19 protein-coding genes are annotated in these 16,334 nt (G+C 45.8%); 13 read left to right on the top strand and 6 right to left on the bottom strand.

The window, feature by feature from the left end:
- Position 1 precedes the first annotated feature (1 nt).
- The 4 genes from ICV38_RS04005 to ICV38_RS04020 are packed head-to-tail and all read right to left on the bottom strand — an operon-like array spanning position 2 to position 3,340.
- Positions 2–493 (bottom strand): DUF3429 domain-containing protein, encoded by a 492-nt coding sequence (locus tag ICV38_RS04005; RefSeq protein WP_251368231.1) that lies wholly within the window; start codon positions 491–493, stop codon positions 2–4.
- A gap of 36 nt (positions 494–529) precedes the next feature.
- Positions 530–1,384 (bottom strand): 3-hydroxybutyryl-CoA dehydrogenase, encoded by an 855-nt coding sequence (locus tag ICV38_RS04010; protein ID WP_215382451.1) that lies wholly within the window; start codon positions 1,382–1,384, stop codon positions 530–532.
- Between the two features lies 1 nt (position 1,385).
- Complete coding sequence (locus ICV38_RS04015) at positions 1,386–2,126, bottom strand: glutathione binding-like protein (RefSeq protein WP_215382452.1); 741 nt, start codon at positions 2,124–2,126, stop codon at positions 1,386–1,388.
- 14 nt (positions 2,127–2,140) lie between these two features.
- Entirely contained in the window at positions 2,141–3,340 is a 1,200-nt protein-coding gene (locus tag ICV38_RS04020) for a pyridoxal phosphate-dependent aminotransferase (protein WP_215382734.1), read from the bottom strand.
- A 98-nt stretch (positions 3,341–3,438) separates the two neighbouring features.
- On the opposite strand from ICV38_RS04020, the gene yaaA reads away from it, so the two are divergent.
- Together yaaA and ICV38_RS04030 are read left to right on the top strand one after the other, a co-directional pair.
- On the top strand, positions 3,439–4,215 hold the full coding sequence (gene yaaA, locus ICV38_RS04025; RefSeq protein WP_215382453.1) for a peroxide stress protein YaaA: 777 nt from the start codon (positions 3,439–3,441) through the stop codon (positions 4,213–4,215).
- Complete coding sequence (locus ICV38_RS04030) at positions 4,215–5,426, top strand: DUF2863 family protein (protein WP_215382454.1); 1,212 nt, start codon at positions 4,215–4,217, stop codon at positions 5,424–5,426. Before yaaA ends, ICV38_RS04030 begins: the two co-directional genes overlap by 1 nt.
- Before the next feature lie 49 nt (positions 5,427–5,475).
- Here the strand turns inward: ICV38_RS04030 and ICV38_RS04035 are convergent, their stop codons facing one another.
- Both ICV38_RS04035 and ICV38_RS04040 read right to left on the bottom strand, forming a co-directional pair.
- Positions 5,476–5,850 (bottom strand): hypothetical protein, encoded by a 375-nt coding sequence (locus ICV38_RS04035; RefSeq protein ID WP_215382455.1) that lies wholly within the window; start codon positions 5,848–5,850, stop codon positions 5,476–5,478.
- An 18-nt stretch (positions 5,851–5,868) separates the two neighbouring features.
- A complete protein-coding gene (locus ICV38_RS04040; protein WP_215382456.1) occupies positions 5,869–6,858 on the bottom strand; it encodes a malate dehydrogenase in 990 nt (329 codons plus the stop codon).
- A 158-nt stretch (positions 6,859–7,016) separates the two neighbouring features.
- Between ICV38_RS04040 and ICV38_RS04045 the strand changes: the two genes are divergently transcribed.
- The 11 genes from ICV38_RS04045 to leuB all read left to right on the top strand — a co-directional run bounded on the left by ICV38_RS04045 (position 7,017) and on the right by leuB (position 16,294).
- Complete coding sequence (locus ICV38_RS04045; RefSeq protein ID WP_215382457.1) at positions 7,017–7,754, top strand: GntR family transcriptional regulator; 738 nt, start codon at positions 7,017–7,019, stop codon at positions 7,752–7,754.
- A gap of 131 nt (positions 7,755–7,885) precedes the next feature.
- Positions 7,886–8,305 (top strand): succinate dehydrogenase, cytochrome b556 subunit, encoded by a 420-nt coding sequence (sdhC, locus tag ICV38_RS04050; RefSeq protein WP_215382458.1) that lies wholly within the window; start codon positions 7,886–7,888, stop codon positions 8,303–8,305.
- Between the two features lie 24 nt (positions 8,306–8,329).
- Entirely contained in the window at positions 8,330–8,695 is a 366-nt protein-coding gene (gene sdhD, locus ICV38_RS04055) for a succinate dehydrogenase, hydrophobic membrane anchor protein (RefSeq protein ID WP_215382459.1), read from the top strand.
- A gap of 4 nt (positions 8,696–8,699) precedes the next feature.
- Entirely contained in the window at positions 8,700–10,478 is a 1,779-nt protein-coding gene (gene sdhA, locus ICV38_RS04060; protein ID WP_215382460.1) for a succinate dehydrogenase flavoprotein subunit, read from the top strand.
- A gap of 16 nt (positions 10,479–10,494) precedes the next feature.
- Positions 10,495–11,199 carry a succinate dehydrogenase iron-sulfur subunit gene (locus ICV38_RS04065; protein WP_215382461.1) on the top strand — a complete coding sequence of 235 codons (705 nt, stop codon included), beginning with the start codon at positions 10,495–10,497 and terminating at the stop codon, positions 11,197–11,199.
- Positions 11,196–11,465 carry a succinate dehydrogenase assembly factor 2 gene (locus ICV38_RS04070; protein WP_215382462.1) on the top strand — a complete coding sequence of 90 codons (270 nt, stop codon included), beginning with the start codon at positions 11,196–11,198 and terminating at the stop codon, positions 11,463–11,465. Before ICV38_RS04065 ends, ICV38_RS04070 begins: the two co-directional genes overlap by 4 nt.
- A gap of 82 nt (positions 11,466–11,547) precedes the next feature.
- Positions 11,548–12,861: a citrate synthase gene (gene gltA, locus ICV38_RS04075; protein ID WP_215382463.1), complete on the top strand. Its 1,314-nt coding sequence runs from the start codon at positions 11,548–11,550 to the stop codon at positions 12,859–12,861.
- A 17-nt stretch (positions 12,862–12,878) separates the two neighbouring features.
- Positions 12,879–14,288 (top strand): 3-isopropylmalate dehydratase large subunit, encoded by a 1,410-nt coding sequence (leuC, locus tag ICV38_RS04080; RefSeq protein WP_215382464.1) that lies wholly within the window; start codon positions 12,879–12,881, stop codon positions 14,286–14,288.
- Positions 14,289–14,299: 11 nt separating this feature from the next.
- Complete coding sequence (locus tag ICV38_RS04085) at positions 14,300–14,509, top strand: hypothetical protein (protein WP_215382465.1); 210 nt, start codon at positions 14,300–14,302, stop codon at positions 14,507–14,509.
- 44 nt (positions 14,510–14,553) lie between these two features.
- The gene (gene leuD / locus ICV38_RS04090; protein ID WP_215382466.1) at positions 14,554–15,201 is read left to right on the top strand and encodes a 3-isopropylmalate dehydratase small subunit; all 648 of its coding nucleotides are present in this window, start codon (positions 14,554–14,556) and stop codon (positions 15,199–15,201) included.
- A gap of 22 nt (positions 15,202–15,223) precedes the next feature.
- Positions 15,224–16,294: a 3-isopropylmalate dehydrogenase gene (leuB, locus tag ICV38_RS04095; RefSeq protein ID WP_215382467.1), complete on the top strand. Its 1,071-nt coding sequence runs from the start codon at positions 15,224–15,226 to the stop codon at positions 16,292–16,294.
- Positions 16,295–16,334: the final 40 nt, after the last annotated feature.

The following is a 16,334-nucleotide window of genomic DNA, read 5'->3' on the forward strand; positions in this document are numbered from 1 at the left end:
ATTAAGCTTGGATGAAAAGAATCACGATGGCAGCCCAAGTGAGGCACGCAGCCGCAACATACGTTAAGCGATTGCGCATCACCATAAAAGCTAAGCGCGCAGCCTCATCAGAAAAATAGTATTGATAAGTATTTTGATCAATATTGCGCTGAATGATCAAGGTCGATGCCATAATCAATAAACCCACTGGAATATAAATATGCAAGGCAACCCAAGCGACTAGGGCGGGGATAACGCCCCAGATCCATGCATTGCGATCAACCCAACGGTCTCCACTAGGCGCCTTACCAAGAGTGTGCAAGCTTGCGCCCCAATGTAATGCGCCCATGAATGAAGTGATGACTGCGCCGTAACCAGCCAATGACTCTGCGCTGAGGTAATTTAAGGGCGTGGGAGCAAGCTGAACTAGCAGTGCCAGCCCTACAAAAGGAATTAAGCCCGCATATCCAAGTTTAAGGACGATTGATGGAATGGGATTGTTGCTTGAGTTCACGTGAGCTTAGGGAAGTAAGTTAAAAAATGAAGAAAATTATTTATCGTAGGTGTAAACGCCGCGACCTGTTTTGCGTCCGAGGTAACCTGCTGCAACCATTTCGCGTAAGAGTGGGCAAGGGCGATATTTAGAGTCACTGAAGTTCTCAAAATACACTTCCATCACTGCGAGGCATGTATCTAAGCCAATGAGGTCAGCCAAAGCGAGCGGACCAATCGGTTGGTTGCAACCAAGCTTCATGCCGGCATCAATATCTTCTGGACTAGCTAAACCTTCTGACAATACGAAAAAAGCCTCGTTAATCATCGGTAACAAAATACGGTTAACCACAAAGCCTGGTGAGTTTTTCACGGTGATAGGCTCTTTACCAACGCGTTTGGCCATTTCAATAATAGCGGCGTGTGTTTCATCACTAGTTTGTAAGCCGCGAATCACCTCAACCAGCGCCATTAAGGGTGGCGGGTTGAAGAAGTGCATGCCAATAAAGCGCGCTGGATTTGAATCGAGTGCCGCCAACTTCGTAATTGAAAGTGATGAGGTATTGGTAGCAATGATGGTGTCTTTGCTCACAATCTCGTCAACTTGTTTGAGAATTTTTTCTTTAATGGCTTGATTCTCGGTAGCAGCTTCAATGACAAGGCCTAAGCCTTTGCAGTCGGCATACGATGTGCTGCCTTTAATACGCTTGAGAGCAGCTTCTTTGGCATCGGCGGTAAGTGTTTCTTTTTTGACGAGACGATCCAAGCTTTTGCTAATTTGATCTAGGCCACGTTGCACGGCAGCATCATTGATATCCACCATCACAACATCGAGACCGGCGACAGCGCAAACTTGCGCAATGCCATTGCCCATGGTGCCTGCACCAATTACACCAACTGACTGAATCTTCATCTTATTTCCTTCTTTGATACTGAGTTGATCCAAATAACTGCTCTCGAGCCTTGTCATCGTGCAAAGGCTTGCGTAATGCGGTTAACACTTCACACCCGCGTATTACTGCAGGGCGTTTACCAATCATTTCAAACCAGCGTTTGAAATTTGGGAAATCGTTGATTTCAACCCCTTGATTTTTCCAATTGCGTGTCCAAGGATAAATTGCCATATCGGCGATTGAATACGATTTACCTGCGATGTAAGGATTATCTTTCAGTTGCGCGTCGAGGACGCCATAAAGGCGCTTAGCTTCATTGGTGTAGCGATTGACGGCATACTCAATTTTCTCAGGGGCATAGAGCCGGAAATGGTGGTTTTGCCCAAGCATGGGGCCTAAGCCACCCATTTGGAACATTAACCACTGCAAGACTTCATATTTGCCGCGAGTGCTCTTGGGTAAAAACTTGCCTGTTTTAGCTGCCAGGTACAGCAAAATTGCGCCTGATTCAAAAATGCTAATCGGCTTACCATCAGGGCCATTAGGATCTACTAAGGCGGGGATTTTATTGTTGGGGCTAATTTTTAAAAAGGCTTTAGCAAATTGATCGCCCGCACCAATATCGATGGGATGCGCAAGCCAATCCTTTCCTAAGTGATAGCCACACTCTTCGAGCATGATGTGAACTTTGTGGCCGTTTGGTGTGGGCCAGCTGTAGACATCAATTACACCTTTTGTTGGTTTCGATTTTTTAGTTGTCATATATCCCTCTAGTTTTATAAGGTCTGCAAACGTTGCAATGCGGTAGATAGCGTTTTTTCTTGTTTAGCAAAACAAAAACGGATGACGCCGGATTCCGTTGCTTGTTCGTAAAAGGCTGACACTGGAATTGCGGCAACACCAACTTCAGTGGTGAGCCATTTGCAAAATTCAGCTTCAGATAATTTAGCCTCTGGTATTTTTAGTGCAGAGTAGTCCACGCACTGAAAATAGGTTCCTGGTGTTGGTAGTAACTTAAATGATGTCTTTTCTAAACCCGCTCTAAAGAAGTCCCGCTTGGCTTGATAAAAGGCGGGGAGGTTTAAGTAGTGTGATGCAGCAGCAAGGTAGGATGCCAATCCATATTGCATTGGTGTATTTACAGTAAACACATTGAACTGATGCACTTTGCGAAACTCGGCAGTTAACGAAGCTGGGGCCGCAACATAACCAACCTTCCAGCCAGTGACGTGATAAGTCTTGCCAAAGCTAGAAATTAAGAAGCTCCGGGCCGCTAATTCTGGGTGTGAAGCTACGCTGTGATGTTTTGCTCCGTCATAGACCATGTGTTCATAGACTTCATCGCTCAAGATTAGGGTAGAGGTATTTCTGACTAGATCAGCGAGACGATCAAGATCAGCCTCTTGCCAGACCATGCCCGTTGGGTTGTGTGGTGTATTGATAATCAGTAGACGTGTTTTTGAATGGATTGCGTTCTCTAAAGCATTCCATGGGATGCTGTATGCAGCAACTTGCCCATTGGAATCACGCACAGCCTCTAGAGAGACTGCAATCGTTTTTCCGCCAGCCAATTCAATGGAGGGTCTATAGCTATCGTAAGCAGGTTCAATGATGATGACTTCATCGCCAGGGCTAACGCAAGACAGAATGGTTGTGAGGATTCCCTGCGTCCCACCAGCAGTGATGGTGATTTCAGAATCGACATCGTATTGATGACCATAAAGATTGCTAATCTTTTGTGCGATACCTTGACGAAGATCTGCAATGCCTACCATTGGTGGATATTGGTTGTGATCTGCGAGCATCGCTTCATTCACATTAGCAATCAATTGACGATCGCATGGAAAGTCTGGAAAGCCTTGCCCTAAATTAATCGCTTGATGTTTTGTTGCTAAGGCGGACATCACCGTAAAAATCGTCGTGCCGACATTTGGGAGTCGGCTTGGAAACGATGGGGTGATGTTATGGGTGCTCATCATAGAAATAAAAACGGGCTAAATGAGTCCGACAGGGGTTTTGGGCGAATAAATCGGGTAGTCGCTAGAATGGAAGAAATACATATTCAAATTGTGCCATGCTGATCGTACTTTCTCCCGCTAAATCCCTTGATTACAAGACCCCCGTAAAGGTCAAGGCGCCTACCTTGCCCGAGTTTGTCTCAGAATCGGCCAAGCTCATCGCTGACCTAAAGAAATTAGCCCCTCAGGACGTCGCTAAGCTCATGGGCTTATCCGATCAATTGGCAACCTTGAATGTTGGGCGCTATCGAGATTGGTCTAAAAAGTTCACAGAAGAAAACAGTAAGCCGGCGATCTATGCCTTTGACGGTGATGTCTATGACGGCTTTGACGTCAAATCCCTCAACGCCAAAGCGGTAGATTTCGCTCAAGACCACGTGCGAATCTTGTCTGGTCTCTATGGGGCCTTGAGACCCCTTGATCTCATGCAAGCCTATCGCCTGGAGATGGGAACTTCCTTTAAAAATGCCAGAGGCAAAGATCTCTATGCTTTTTGGGGCAATCGGGTGACCGAGTCTTTGAAGAAAATTTTAGATAAGCAAAAGAAGCCTGTCTTACTGAACTTGGCTTCTGAAGAGTATTTCAAGGTCTTGCAACCAAAAGAATTGGGCTGCCCTGTGATTTCACCCGTCTTTCAGGATGGTAAAGACGGTAAGTACAAGATTATTTCCTTTTATGCCAAGCGCGCTCGTGGCCTAATGGCAAGATATGTTGTAGAAAATCGTATTACCGATCCAGCCGATTTAAAAGGTTTTAATTTGGATGGTTATAAATACTATGCGGCAGAATCCAAACCAGACAAACCAGTATTTAGACGGGCAGAGAAAAAATAATGGCCGTACATCGCACTAAACCCTCGCAACGCAGTTCACCAGAAGTCGAAAAGCTGGTCGCAGATGCGATTTCTTTAGCTGCTTCAGGCAGTCAAATCGAAGATAATTTTTGGGAAGAGCGCCTGAATGTACGTTTGATGCGTTTACTCAAAAGCCAAAATCAAAATGTCATCGATGCTGCACTAGATCAAACTTTTAGAATCAATACAGTGGCGTTCGAAGTGCTTGCGGATATCGCTGAGACTTTAGCGGAGTCGCTCAAGATGGAGCACGAAGGTCAGCATTGGGATGTGTTGCTATTGGCCATGCCCATTGTGGCCCATACCCGTTATCAAATACCTTCGGGACCATTGCCGGCCAATATGATTGAAGCTACTGCAGGTGCCTTACACAGCGCCATTGCGGCAACCAATACGCGTCTGGCTATTGTTCCTTGGCTCTACAGTATTGATCAGATGCCCCATTCGCACTGCCAAACTCGAATACTTACTGAAGCATTAGCCGCTGCTGCTATTTCCGGCAAAGACGTCAAGCTTGAGTTGCGCGACATGTCAGAAACGATTGCAGTGCTTGCTGACCCACGTTTTATTATCGCGGCGCTCAGCGCACCCAGTGGCACCCCAATTTTTAAATGGCAAGAAGAATCACTAGCGCGACAAGAACGCGGTGTCAGTTTGATTGGATGGCAAAACGCGATGCAAGAACCAATTGCATCAATGTTGCCTGGTTGCGAATTTGAATTGTTATTGCCCGAAGCGTATTTCACCAACTGCCGTTTGGCTGATAAGCATGTGCGCCCACTGAGCATTCGTGCTGCCGTGAATTTCTTGGAGAGCACTCTGGGGATCTTACCTGCCGGCTTATCTTGCGTAGTCGGTGCCTTTGGAGAAGAGCAGGCCGACGAATATCGCATCTCCTTTAGCGCTAAGGGTTCTTCGGAGGTGATGTATGGTGTAATTTGGCCGCTTTATGATCGCGAAAGTGTAACGAGCGACTCGCTAAATGATTTATCAGACGACGAGAGTCCAATCAAAAAAATCTGTGATGCTTTGCACGATGCTGGTGTGGAGGATGTATTCCGCCATGCAATGTTGTTTGATCCCGAGTTGTGTGACGATTGTGGGGCGCCTTTGTTTCCAGATCGTTCTGGTGAGGCAGTCCATGCAGAGATGCCTGAGGACACGCCAACGCAGCAACCACTGTTTCATTAATAAAAAAGCCGAGGATCCCTCGGCTTTTTTAATGAGTGAAGCTTACAACTTAGTTTGGTACAAAAGGCTCGGCGCCTGCAAATAAATGTGGCAACTTACCTGCCTTCATTTCTGCGGTTTGGCAGAAGTCAGCCAATCGATTACCAGTCTTGATATTGAATAGCATTGCTTTATTACCAAGCACCACCAGGTCATGACCAGTATCAGCATTTTTGTAGCGAAGACTACCCGGTAATGAATTCTGACGATCCAAATCGTATGATCTGGATTCCCAAGTCAAACGAATTTTTTCCATTGAGCCAGACGTTTTGAACTGTTTGCTTTCGCTGCAAGTCCAAGTAAATACTTCTTCATTAGCGCTTGCATTTGCAGTGCCAAGTAGGGTAGCAAGTGCAAGGCTAATGGATAGAAGGGATTTGTTCATGTACTTTCCTAGGGAGGATTAAGGGAGCAAGTGCTTAACGCCAGCTTGCTCTTCAAGTAGTTCATTCAAGGTATGAGTCATGCGCTCACGTGAGAACTCATCAATCTCCAAACCCTCAACCATCTTGTACTCGCCGTTTTCACAAGTCACTGGGAAGCCATAAATGACTTCTGCTGGAATGCCGTACTCGCCTTTAGAAGGAATGCCCATGGTGACCCATTTGCCATTCGTTCCGAGAACCCAATCATGAATGTGATCAATCGCTGCGTTTGCTGCTGAAGCAGCAGAAGAAAGACCACGCGCATCAATAATCGCTGCACCACGCTTGCCAACGGTTGGAATAAACACATCTTTGTTCCATGCTGCATCATTAATGGAATCTTTAACAGACTTGCCATCAATAGTTGCAAAGCGATAGTCAGGGTACATCGTTGGGCTGTGGTTACCCCAAACAACTAACTTTTCGATGCCAGCAACTGGTTTGTTCAACTTAGTAGCCAATTGTGAGAGCGCACGGTTGTGATCGAGACGCAACATCGCTGTAAAGTTTTTCGCAGGAATATCTGGAGCAGATTTCATGGCGATGTAAGCGTTGGTATTTGCTGGGTTACCAACAACTAATACTTTCACAGTCTTCTTCGCAACAGCATTCAATGCTTTACCTTGTGCTGTGAAAATTTGTGCGTTAGCGGAGAGCAAATCTTTGCGCTCCATGCCAGGACCGCGTGGACGCGCACCAACCAACAGGGCAACGTCGATATCTTTAAATGCAGTCAGTGGGTCAGAGTGCGCTGTAACGCCAGCCAATAGTGGGAATGCGCAGTCTTCGAGCTCCATGATTACGCCTGTAAGGGCTTTTTGAGCTTTTTCATCTGGAATTTCAAGTAACTGCAGAATCACGGGCTGATCTTTGCCCAAAAGGTCGCCATTGGCGATACGGAATAGTAGGGAATATCCGATTTGACCGGCTGCACCGGTTACGGCGACACGCATTGGGGCTTTTGCCATTACTAATCACTCCAGAGGAAGGTTAAGAGGGTTAATTAACTAGAACTTTTCTATTATCCATTCAAGTGTAGGGACTTTAGCTTTACACTGTCAATGACGTCTTATATAAGACTAGAATTACCCTGAATTTTATCCAATTGCTTTCCGCTGGAGTTAATTTGTCAGAAGTAAATTTGCCCATTGCTTCATTTAGCCCTCTGTACGAGCAGATTAAGGCGATGATTTTGACAAGCCTGCAAGCCTCTGAATGGCTTCCAGGGGAGGCTATTCCCAGTGAAATGGAGCTAGCAGCTCGATATGCAGTCAGTCAAGGCACTGTCCGCAAGGCTATTGATGAGCTAGCCGCCCAAAATCTTCTAGTAAGACGCCAAGGCAAGGGCACTTTTGTTGCTACCCATCAAGAAGATGACTGGCAGTATCGATTCTTACGCTTGGCCCCAGATTCAGGTGAGAAGTTTCATTTAACGAACCGGTTCTTGGTTTGTCAAAAGACCAAGGCGAGTGCCTATGTTGCTAACTTGCTTAAATTAAAGGCAGGTGATCCTGTCATTTATATTGATCGCGTTCAGAGCTTTGCTGGCCAACCCGTTGTTTTTGAAGAGATTTGGCTTCCTGGAGCGCGCTTTAAGGATCTTGATCTAGAGACTCTTAACGACTGGCATGGACCGGTTTATGCGCTCTATGAAAGCCAGTACGCCACACACATGGTTCGCGCTGAGGAAAAAATCAAGGCCGTAGCAGCTGATGAGGTACTCGCCAAGCATCTTCAATTAGCGGTTGGCGCGCCATTGCTTTCAGTAGAGCGGGTGGCTTTTACCTACGGGAATAAACCAGTAGAAATTCGTCACGCAAGATACGACACTTCTGAACAGCATTACGAAAATAAATTGAACTGAACTTATCCGTAAAACCCTTTTTAAACCCCTATAAACCCTTAAAAACCCACACCAGTCCCAAGGTTTCCAATAGAATATGTTGCAACACAACAAAGTAGCACTGAACCTCCACCTAAAGATAGAGATTACCCATGGTTGAAGCACAGCAAAACGTTAAAAAAGATAGACCGGTTTACCGCAATATTGGTCTTGCCCAGTTAATCAAATATCGCCTTCCTTGGGCCGGTAAAGTTTCCATTCTTCACCGCATTAGTGGAGCGGTGCTGTTCCTCTTGTTACCGTTTATTTTGTATCTCTTTGATCAGAGCCTTGCTTCTGAGTTGAGCTATCAAAATTTCCAAGCTTTCACTGGCAACATTTTGGTAAAAATTATTTGCCTTGGTTTGATCTGGTCTTTCTTGCACCACTTCTGTGCTGGTATCCGTTACCTCTTGCTCGATTTAGAAATCGGCGTAGAGAAGTCTGAGTCCAATCGTTCAGCAATTATTGTGTTGATTGTTGGTATCGCTCTGACTGCGGTTGTTGGCCTCAAATTATTTGGCTTGTACTAAGCGCACATCACTTAAGGAAATATCATGCCTATTTATCAAATCGGACCAAAGCGCTTAGTTGTAGGCGCTCATTACGGTCTTAAAGAGTGGATCATTCAGCGCGTAACAGCGATCGTGATGGTGGTATTTACAGTTGTTTTGTTGGTTGACTATTGCGTCACCGGCAGCGCTACATATGAGGGCTGGTCTGGCTTGTTTAGCAATCAGTTCATGAAGTTGCTTACTCTCTTGGCCTTTTTTAGTTTGTTCTACCACGCTTGGATTGGCGTGCGTGACATCTGGATGGATTACATCAAACCAGTAAGCATTCGTTTGACACTGCAAGTGTTAACCGTTTTGTATCTCGTAGCCTGTGCGGCCTATGCCGTACAAATTTTGTGGAAAGTGTAATTCGATGACTGCGATTCAAAAATCATTGCCACGCCGCCGTTTTGATGCGGTAATTATTGGTGCGGGTGGTTCAGGTATGCGCGCTTCATTGCAGTTAGCTGAAGCTGGCTTGAATGTTGCCGTGTTAACCAAGGTATTCCCAACACGTTCCCATACTGTTGCTGCACAGGGTGGTATTGGTGCGTCATTAGGCAACATGAGTGAAGACAATTGGCACTATCACTTTTATGACACTATCAAAGGATCTGACTGGTTGGGTGACCAAGACGTGATCGAGTTCATGTGTCGTGAAGCTCCAAAAGTTGTGTATGAGCTTGAACATTTCGGTATGCCGTTTGACCGCAATCCAGATGGCACGATTTATCAACGTCCTTTCGGTGGCCACACTGCAAACTATGGTGAAAAGCCGGTCCAACGTGCTTGTGCTGCAGCTGACCGTACCGGTCACGCCATGTTGCACACCCTGTATCAACGTAATGTGCGCGCAAAAACCAACTTCTTTGTTGAGTGGTTAGCGCTTGACTTGATCCGTGACGATGAGGGTGATGTTGTTGGTGTTACCGCTCTTGAAATGGAAACTGGCCAGGTTTACATCTTGGAAGCCAAGATTGTGATGTTGGCTACTGGCGGTGCAGGCCGTATTTGGGATGCATCCACAAACGCATTTATTAATACCGGTGACGGTATGGGCCTGGCAGCTCGTGCAGGTATCCCATTGGAAGATATGGAGTTCTGGCAATTCCACCCAACTGGCGTAGCTGGTGCAGGCGTGTTGTTGACAGAAGGTTGTCGCGGTGAAGGCGGTATCTTGCGTAACAAAGATGGCGAGCGCTTTATGGAGCGCTATGCGCCAACCTTGAAGGATTTGGCTCCACGCGATTTCGTATCACGCTCCATGGACCAAGAGATTAAAGAAGGGCGCGGTTGCGGTCCTAACGGTGACTACGTTGTGCTCGATCTGACACACATTGGTGCCGATACGATTATGAAGCGTTTGCCTTCTGTATATGAGATTGGTATCAACTTTGCGAACGTTGACGTTACAAAAGAACCGATTCCTGTGGTGCCAACAATCCACTATCAGATGGGTGGTATTCCAACCAATATCAATGGTCAAGTAGTTGTGCCTGCAAATGGTAAGCCCAACGAAATTGTTAATGGTTTGTACGCGATTGGTGAGTGCTCATGCGTTTCTGTTCACGGTGCAAATCGCTTAGGTACTAACTCATTGCTCGACCTCTTGGTATTCGGTCGCGCAGCAGGGAATCACATTGTTGGTTTGAATTTGAAGAATCGTGAATTCAAACCGCTACCTAAGAATGCGGGTCAGCAAACCTTGGAGCGTATTGCGAAGTTGGATAGCTCCACTTCTGGCGAATACGCGCAAGACGTTGCCAACGATATTCGTAAGACCATGCAGAAATACGCTGGCGTATTCCGCAATCAAGAGTTGATGGACGAAGGTGTTCGTCAAATGGCGAAATTGACTGAACGTGCTAAGAACCTGTGGGTTAAAGATAAGTCCGAGATTTTCAATACTGCACGTATTGAGGCCTTGGAGGTGGCGAACTTGGTTGAGACTGCAAATGCAACCATGATTTCTGCTGCAGCCCGTAAAGAAAGTCGTGGTGCTCATTCGCACGATGATCACCCGCATCGTGATGACGACAACTGGATGAAGCACACGCTTTGGTATAGCGAAGGCAATCGCTTGGATTACAAACCGGTTGTCTTGAAGCCATTGACTGTTGATTCAGTTCCTCCTAAAGAACGTACTTTCTAAGCAAGCGAGATAGAGAATGAGTGATACCCGTATATTTGAAATTTACCGCTACGATCCAGATGTCGATGCAGCTCCTCGCATGCAGCGCTATGAGTTGGAACTCACTGGCGAACGTATGTTGTTAGATGCTTTGATTTCATTGAAAAAGCAAGATGAATCCATTTCGTATCGTCGTTCGTGCCGTGAGGGTGTTTGCGGTTCAGATGCGATGAACATCAACGGTAAAAATGGTTTGGCTTGTTTGACCAATATGTTGACCTTGCCTAAGGTCATTACATTGCGCCCATTGCCTGGCTTGCCAGTAGTGCGTGATCTGATTGTCGATATGACTTTGTTCTTCAAACAATATTTGTCTATCAAGCCATATTTGGTTAACGATAACCCACCTCCAGAAAAAGAGCGTCTGCAAAGCCCTGAAGAGCGTGAAGAATTAAATGGCTTGTATGAGTGCATCTTGTGCGCATCTTGCTCAACTTCATGCCCATCTTTCTGGTGGAATCCTGATAAGTTTGTAGGCCCAGCTGGTTTATTGCAGGCGTATCGCTTTATTGCTGATAGCCGTGATGAAGAAACCAATCAGCGCTTGGATAACTTAGAAGATCCGTACCGTTTGTTCCGTTGCCACACCATCATGAATTGCGTGGACGTATGTCCTAAGCATTTGAATCCAACGAAGGCGATTGGCAAGATCAAGGAGTTAATGGTTCGCAGGGCAGTATGACCCTGGGTAATGCAGAGTTATATCGATTAAAAAGTGATGCTCGTAGGGGCTTGCTGGAGAACGATTTAATTCTGCAGCGTTTCTTTGAGTGTTACGGTGCTCAGCTTAGCGTAGAAGATGGAAAAGTATTAAGCCAGTTACTGGCCTTAGATGACAACGACCTCATGGATTTATTGATTGGTCGTAAAGATTTAGTGGCTGGGCACGAAGGAGAGATGTCATCAGACTCCTTTAGGCAGGTTTTACAAAGACTGAGAGAGAAGTAATTCAGCCTTTTGGTGCATTTGTGGTGCAAGCGTGTGATCGAATAGTGTATTTATCATAATTTTGAATGACTAAGGATTAGAAATGATTGAATCGGACATCAAAGCAAAACTCTCGTTTTCGGATGGAACCCCAGATATTGATCTGCCAATTTATAAAGGGACAGTAGGTCCTGATGTCATTGACATTCGTAAGCTCTATGGTCAGACAGGCAAGTTCACATACGATTCCGGCTTTCTTTCGACTGCTTCATGCAATAGCAAAATTACTTACATTGATGGCGACAAGGGTGAGTTGCTCTATCGTGGTTATCCTATTGAGGACTTGGCTGCAAACAGCGACTTCTTGGAAGTTTGTTACCTCCTGATCAATGGTGAGTTACCAAATGCTGCCGAGAAAAAAGATTTTGATGAAATGGTCATGCACCACACCATGGTTCATGAGCAAATGCAATTTTTCTTGCGCGGTTTCCGTCGTGATGCGCATCCGATGGCTGTCCTAACAGGACTTGTGGGCGGGATGGCCGCCTTCTACCACGATGGAATACATTACACAGACCCTAAAGCACGTGAAGTGGCGCAGATTCGTTTAATCGCCAAAATGCCTACTTTGGTTGCAATGGCCTATAAATATTCTGTAGGACAACCTTTTATCTATCCAGATAATTCCTTGTCATACACTGCAAACTTTATGCGCATGATGTTTGCTACACCATGTGAAGAGTACAAGGTCAATCCAGTATTGGTTCGTGCTTTAGATCGCATCTTTATCTTGCATGCCGATCATGAACAAAATGCCTCTACATCTACTGTGCGTTTGTGTGGTTCTTCAGGTACAAATCCATTTGCTGCTATTTCTGCTGGTATTGCTTGTCTTTGGGGTCCAGCACACGGTGGTGCAAACGAAGCTTGCTTGGAAATGCTCAATGAGATTCAAGCTCATGGCGGTGTAGACAAGATTCATGAATTCATTGCTCAAGTCAAAGATAAGAACTCTAGCGTCCGCTTGATGGGCTTTGGTCATCGCGTTTATAAGAACTTTGACCCACGCGCTAAATTGATGCGTGAAACTTGCTATGAAGTACTGAATGAGCTTGGCTTGCAAGATGATCCATTGTTTAAATTGGCAATGACTCTAGAGAAGATTGCTTTGGAAGATGATTACTTTGTAAGTCGTAAGCTTTATCCAAACGTTGATTTCTACTCCGGTATCGTTCAGCGCGCACTCGGCATTCCAACAGAAATGTTTACTTGTATCTTTGCCTTGGCAAGAACAGTAGGTTGGATTGCTCAATGGGAAGAGATGATCACCGATCCAGAGTACAAGATTGGTCGTCCGCGACAGTTGTACGTTGGTGAAACTTCACGCAAGGTTCCAAACATTTCTGTTCGTAAATAAAGTTTTTAAGGTCTCTCATGTCTCGTACGCTTTATGACAAATTGTGGGATGACCACGTTGTTTACTCGGAAGAGGATGGCACTGCCACAATCTACATCGATCGTCAATTGCTCCATGAGGTAACCAGCCCTCAGGCATTTGAAGGTTTGACTTTAGCTGGCCGTCCTGTTTGGCGTATCTCTGCCAATCTGGCGGTTTCAGATCACAACGTACCAACGACTGATCGCTCGCAGGGCATTGCTGATCCGATTTCGAAGTTGCAGGTTGATACCTTGGATCAAAACTGTGATGCTTTTGGTATCACCCAATATAAGATGAACGATACCCGTCAAGGTATTGTTCATGTCATCGGACCAGAGCAGGGTGCAACCTTGCCCGGTATGACGGTGGTTTGTGGTGATTCTCATACCAGCACGCACGGCGCCTTTGGTGCCTTGGCTTTTGGTATTGGTACTTCAGAAGTGGAGCATGTTCTCGCAACCCAAACTTTGCTCATGAAAAAGAGCAAGAACATGTTGGTGCGCGTAGATGGTCGCTTGCAACCAGGCTCTACGGCAAAAGATATTGTTTTGGCAGTGATTGGCAAGATTGGAACTGCAGGCGGTACTGGTTACACCATTGAGTTTGCTGGTGAAGCGATTCGCAATCTTTCCATGGAAGGTCGTATGACCCTCTGTAATATGGCAATTGAAGCTGGAGCGCGTTCTGGTCTAGTTGCAGTTGATGAAACCACGATTGAATACATTCAAGGTCGTCCATACGCACCTAAAGGCCCAGCACTATTGCAGGCTTTGCAGTATTGGAGAACTTTACATTCCGATGCAGATGCAAAGTTTGATGCAGTTGTTGAATTGCGTGCTGAAGAAATTGCCCCTCAAGTAACTTGGGGCACATCCCCTGAGATGGTGCTATCGATTAGTGATCGTGTACCTGATCCAGAAAAAGAGCGTGATCCAAACAAACGCTCTGCGATGGAGCGCGCCTTGGAGTACATGAATCTCACTCCTAATACACCACTCAGTAGCATCTCTGTTGATAAAGTCTTTATTGGCTCATGCACCAATAGTCGTATTGAAGATATTCGTGCAGCTGCTAAGGTTGTTGATCGTATCGGTAAAAAAGTAGCCCCAAACATTAAGTTAGCATTGGTGGTTCCTGGATCTGGGTTGGTAAAAGCCCAAGCAGAGCGTGAAGGCTTAGATCGTATTTTCAAAGCTGCTGGTTTTGAATGGCGCGAGCCTGGTTGCTCTATGTGTTTGGCAATGAATGCGGATCGTCTTGAGCCAGGTGAGCGTTGCGCATCTACCTCGAATCGTAATTTTGAAGGTCGCCAAGGTAACGGTGGGCGTACTCATTTGGTAAGCCCCGCAATGGCAGCTGCCGCTGCAATTGAAGGTCACTTTGTTGACGTTCGTAAGATCTCTTAAGGGTAATCAACATGAAATTTTCTTCTGTATCGTTAATTGCTAGATTAGCCATTGTTGGTATTGCTGGTTTGATCATTGCTGCTTGTAGCAATACCCTGGAGGGTATGGGTAAAGATATGCAGACCATGGGCAATGCGATGGGTGGGTCTGGTGCGAATTCTACTCAGCAGAATCAATCACAAACAAAAGGTAAGGACGTTGTCGTTACTCCAGTGAAGTAAATTAAAGTATCTACAGAGTCAAAGTCAGAGAGTCAAAGAGAATTATGGAAAAATTTACGGTATACAAAGGTTTAGTCGCTCCGCTGAATCGCGAGAATGTGGATACCGATGCAATCATTCCGAAGCAATTCTTAAAATCAATTAAGAAAACGGGTTTTGGTCAAAATCTATTTGATGAGTGGCGCTACTTGGATCATGGCGAGCCTGGTCAAGATTGCAGCACACGTCCAATTAATCCTGACTTTGTTCTCAATCAACCTCGTTACAAAGGCGCTGGCATTTTGTTGGCTCGCAAGAACTTTGGCTGTGGTAGTTCCCGTGAACATGCACCGTGGGCTTTAGGCCAGTTTGGCTTTAGAGCGGTTATTGCTCCTAGCTTTGCGGACATTTTCTATAACAACTGCTTCAAAAATGGTGTTCTACCCATCGTTTTGACTGAAATGCAGGTTGATCATCTCTTTAATGAGACCCAAGCTTTTAACGGCTATCAACTGACTATCGACCTAGATGCACAACAGGTCGTTACCCCTGATGGCACAGCTTATAGCTTTGATGTAGCCCCATTTAGGAAGTATTGCCTCCTCAATGGCTTGGACGATATTGGCTTAACTCTGCGACATGCAGATAAAATTAAGGCATATGAAGCTGAGCGCATCCTGAAGATGCCTTGGCTGGCAACTCAATTGCCATAATTTATAGATTTAAAGGCCTTTCATGAAAATTGCAGTTCTCCCGGGCGATGGGATCGGCCCGGAAATCGTTGCTCAAGCTGTTCGCGTACTTCAAGCGCTAAGCCCAAAGTTTGACCTAGAGGAAGCCCCTGTTGGTGGAGCTGCTTATGACGTAGCTGGCCATCCCTTGCCACCAGGAACTTTAGAGTTGGCTAAGAAAGCGGATGCAATTTTGTTCGGCGCGGTGGGTGATTGGAAGTACGACACACTTGCTCGTGAGCTGCGACCTGAGCAGGCCATTTTAGGATTGCGTAAACACTTAGAGTTGTTTGCTAACTTTAGACCAGCGATTTGTTATCCAGAACTTACGGCGGCTTCAAGCTTAAAACCAGAAATTATTGGCGGCTTAGATATTTTGATCGTTCGTGAACTCAACGGCGATATTTACTTTGGACAGCCACGGGGTATTCGTACTTCAGAGTTGCCTTTATTTAAAGGTGCGCGTGAAGGCTTTGACACTATGCACTACAGTGAGCCAGAAGTAGAGCGAATTGGACGCGTTGCATTCGAAGCGGCTCGCAAGCGCGGTAAAAAAGTCTGCAGTGTTGATAAAGCGAACGTCTTGGAGACTTCACAACTGTGGCGCGAGGTAATGATTCGGGTATCTAAAGACTATCCAGATGTAGAGTTATCCCATATGTACGTGGATAACGCTGCGATGCAATTGGTTAAAGCGCCTAAAGCCTTTGACGTGGTTGTAACAGGCAACCTCTTTGGCGATATCTTGTCTGATGAAGCAGCCATGTTGACTGGTTCCATCGGGATGCTGCCTTCAGCCTCATTGGATAAGAATAACAAGGGCCTGTATGAGCCAAGTCATGGCTCTGCACCAGACATTGCTGGTAAAGGAATTGCGAATCCTCTAGCTACCATTTTGTCTGCGGCAATGATGTTGCGTTATTCATTGGGCATGCCTCTAGAAGCGGATCGTATTGAAAAGGCGGTACAGAAGGTATTGGCACAAGGACTGCGTACAGCAGATATTTATACCGATGGTACGCAAAAGGTATCTACCGTTCAAATGGGTGAGGCAGTAGTTGCAGCACTCGTTTAAATAACAGTAACAAAAGCAGTAAATATATTCATTAGATAGT

The sequence above is a fragment of the Polynucleobacter sp. MG-6-Vaara-E2 genome (assembly GCF_018687695.1).
In the GTDB taxonomy this organism is placed as follows: Bacteria; Pseudomonadota; Gammaproteobacteria; order Burkholderiales; family Burkholderiaceae; genus Polynucleobacter.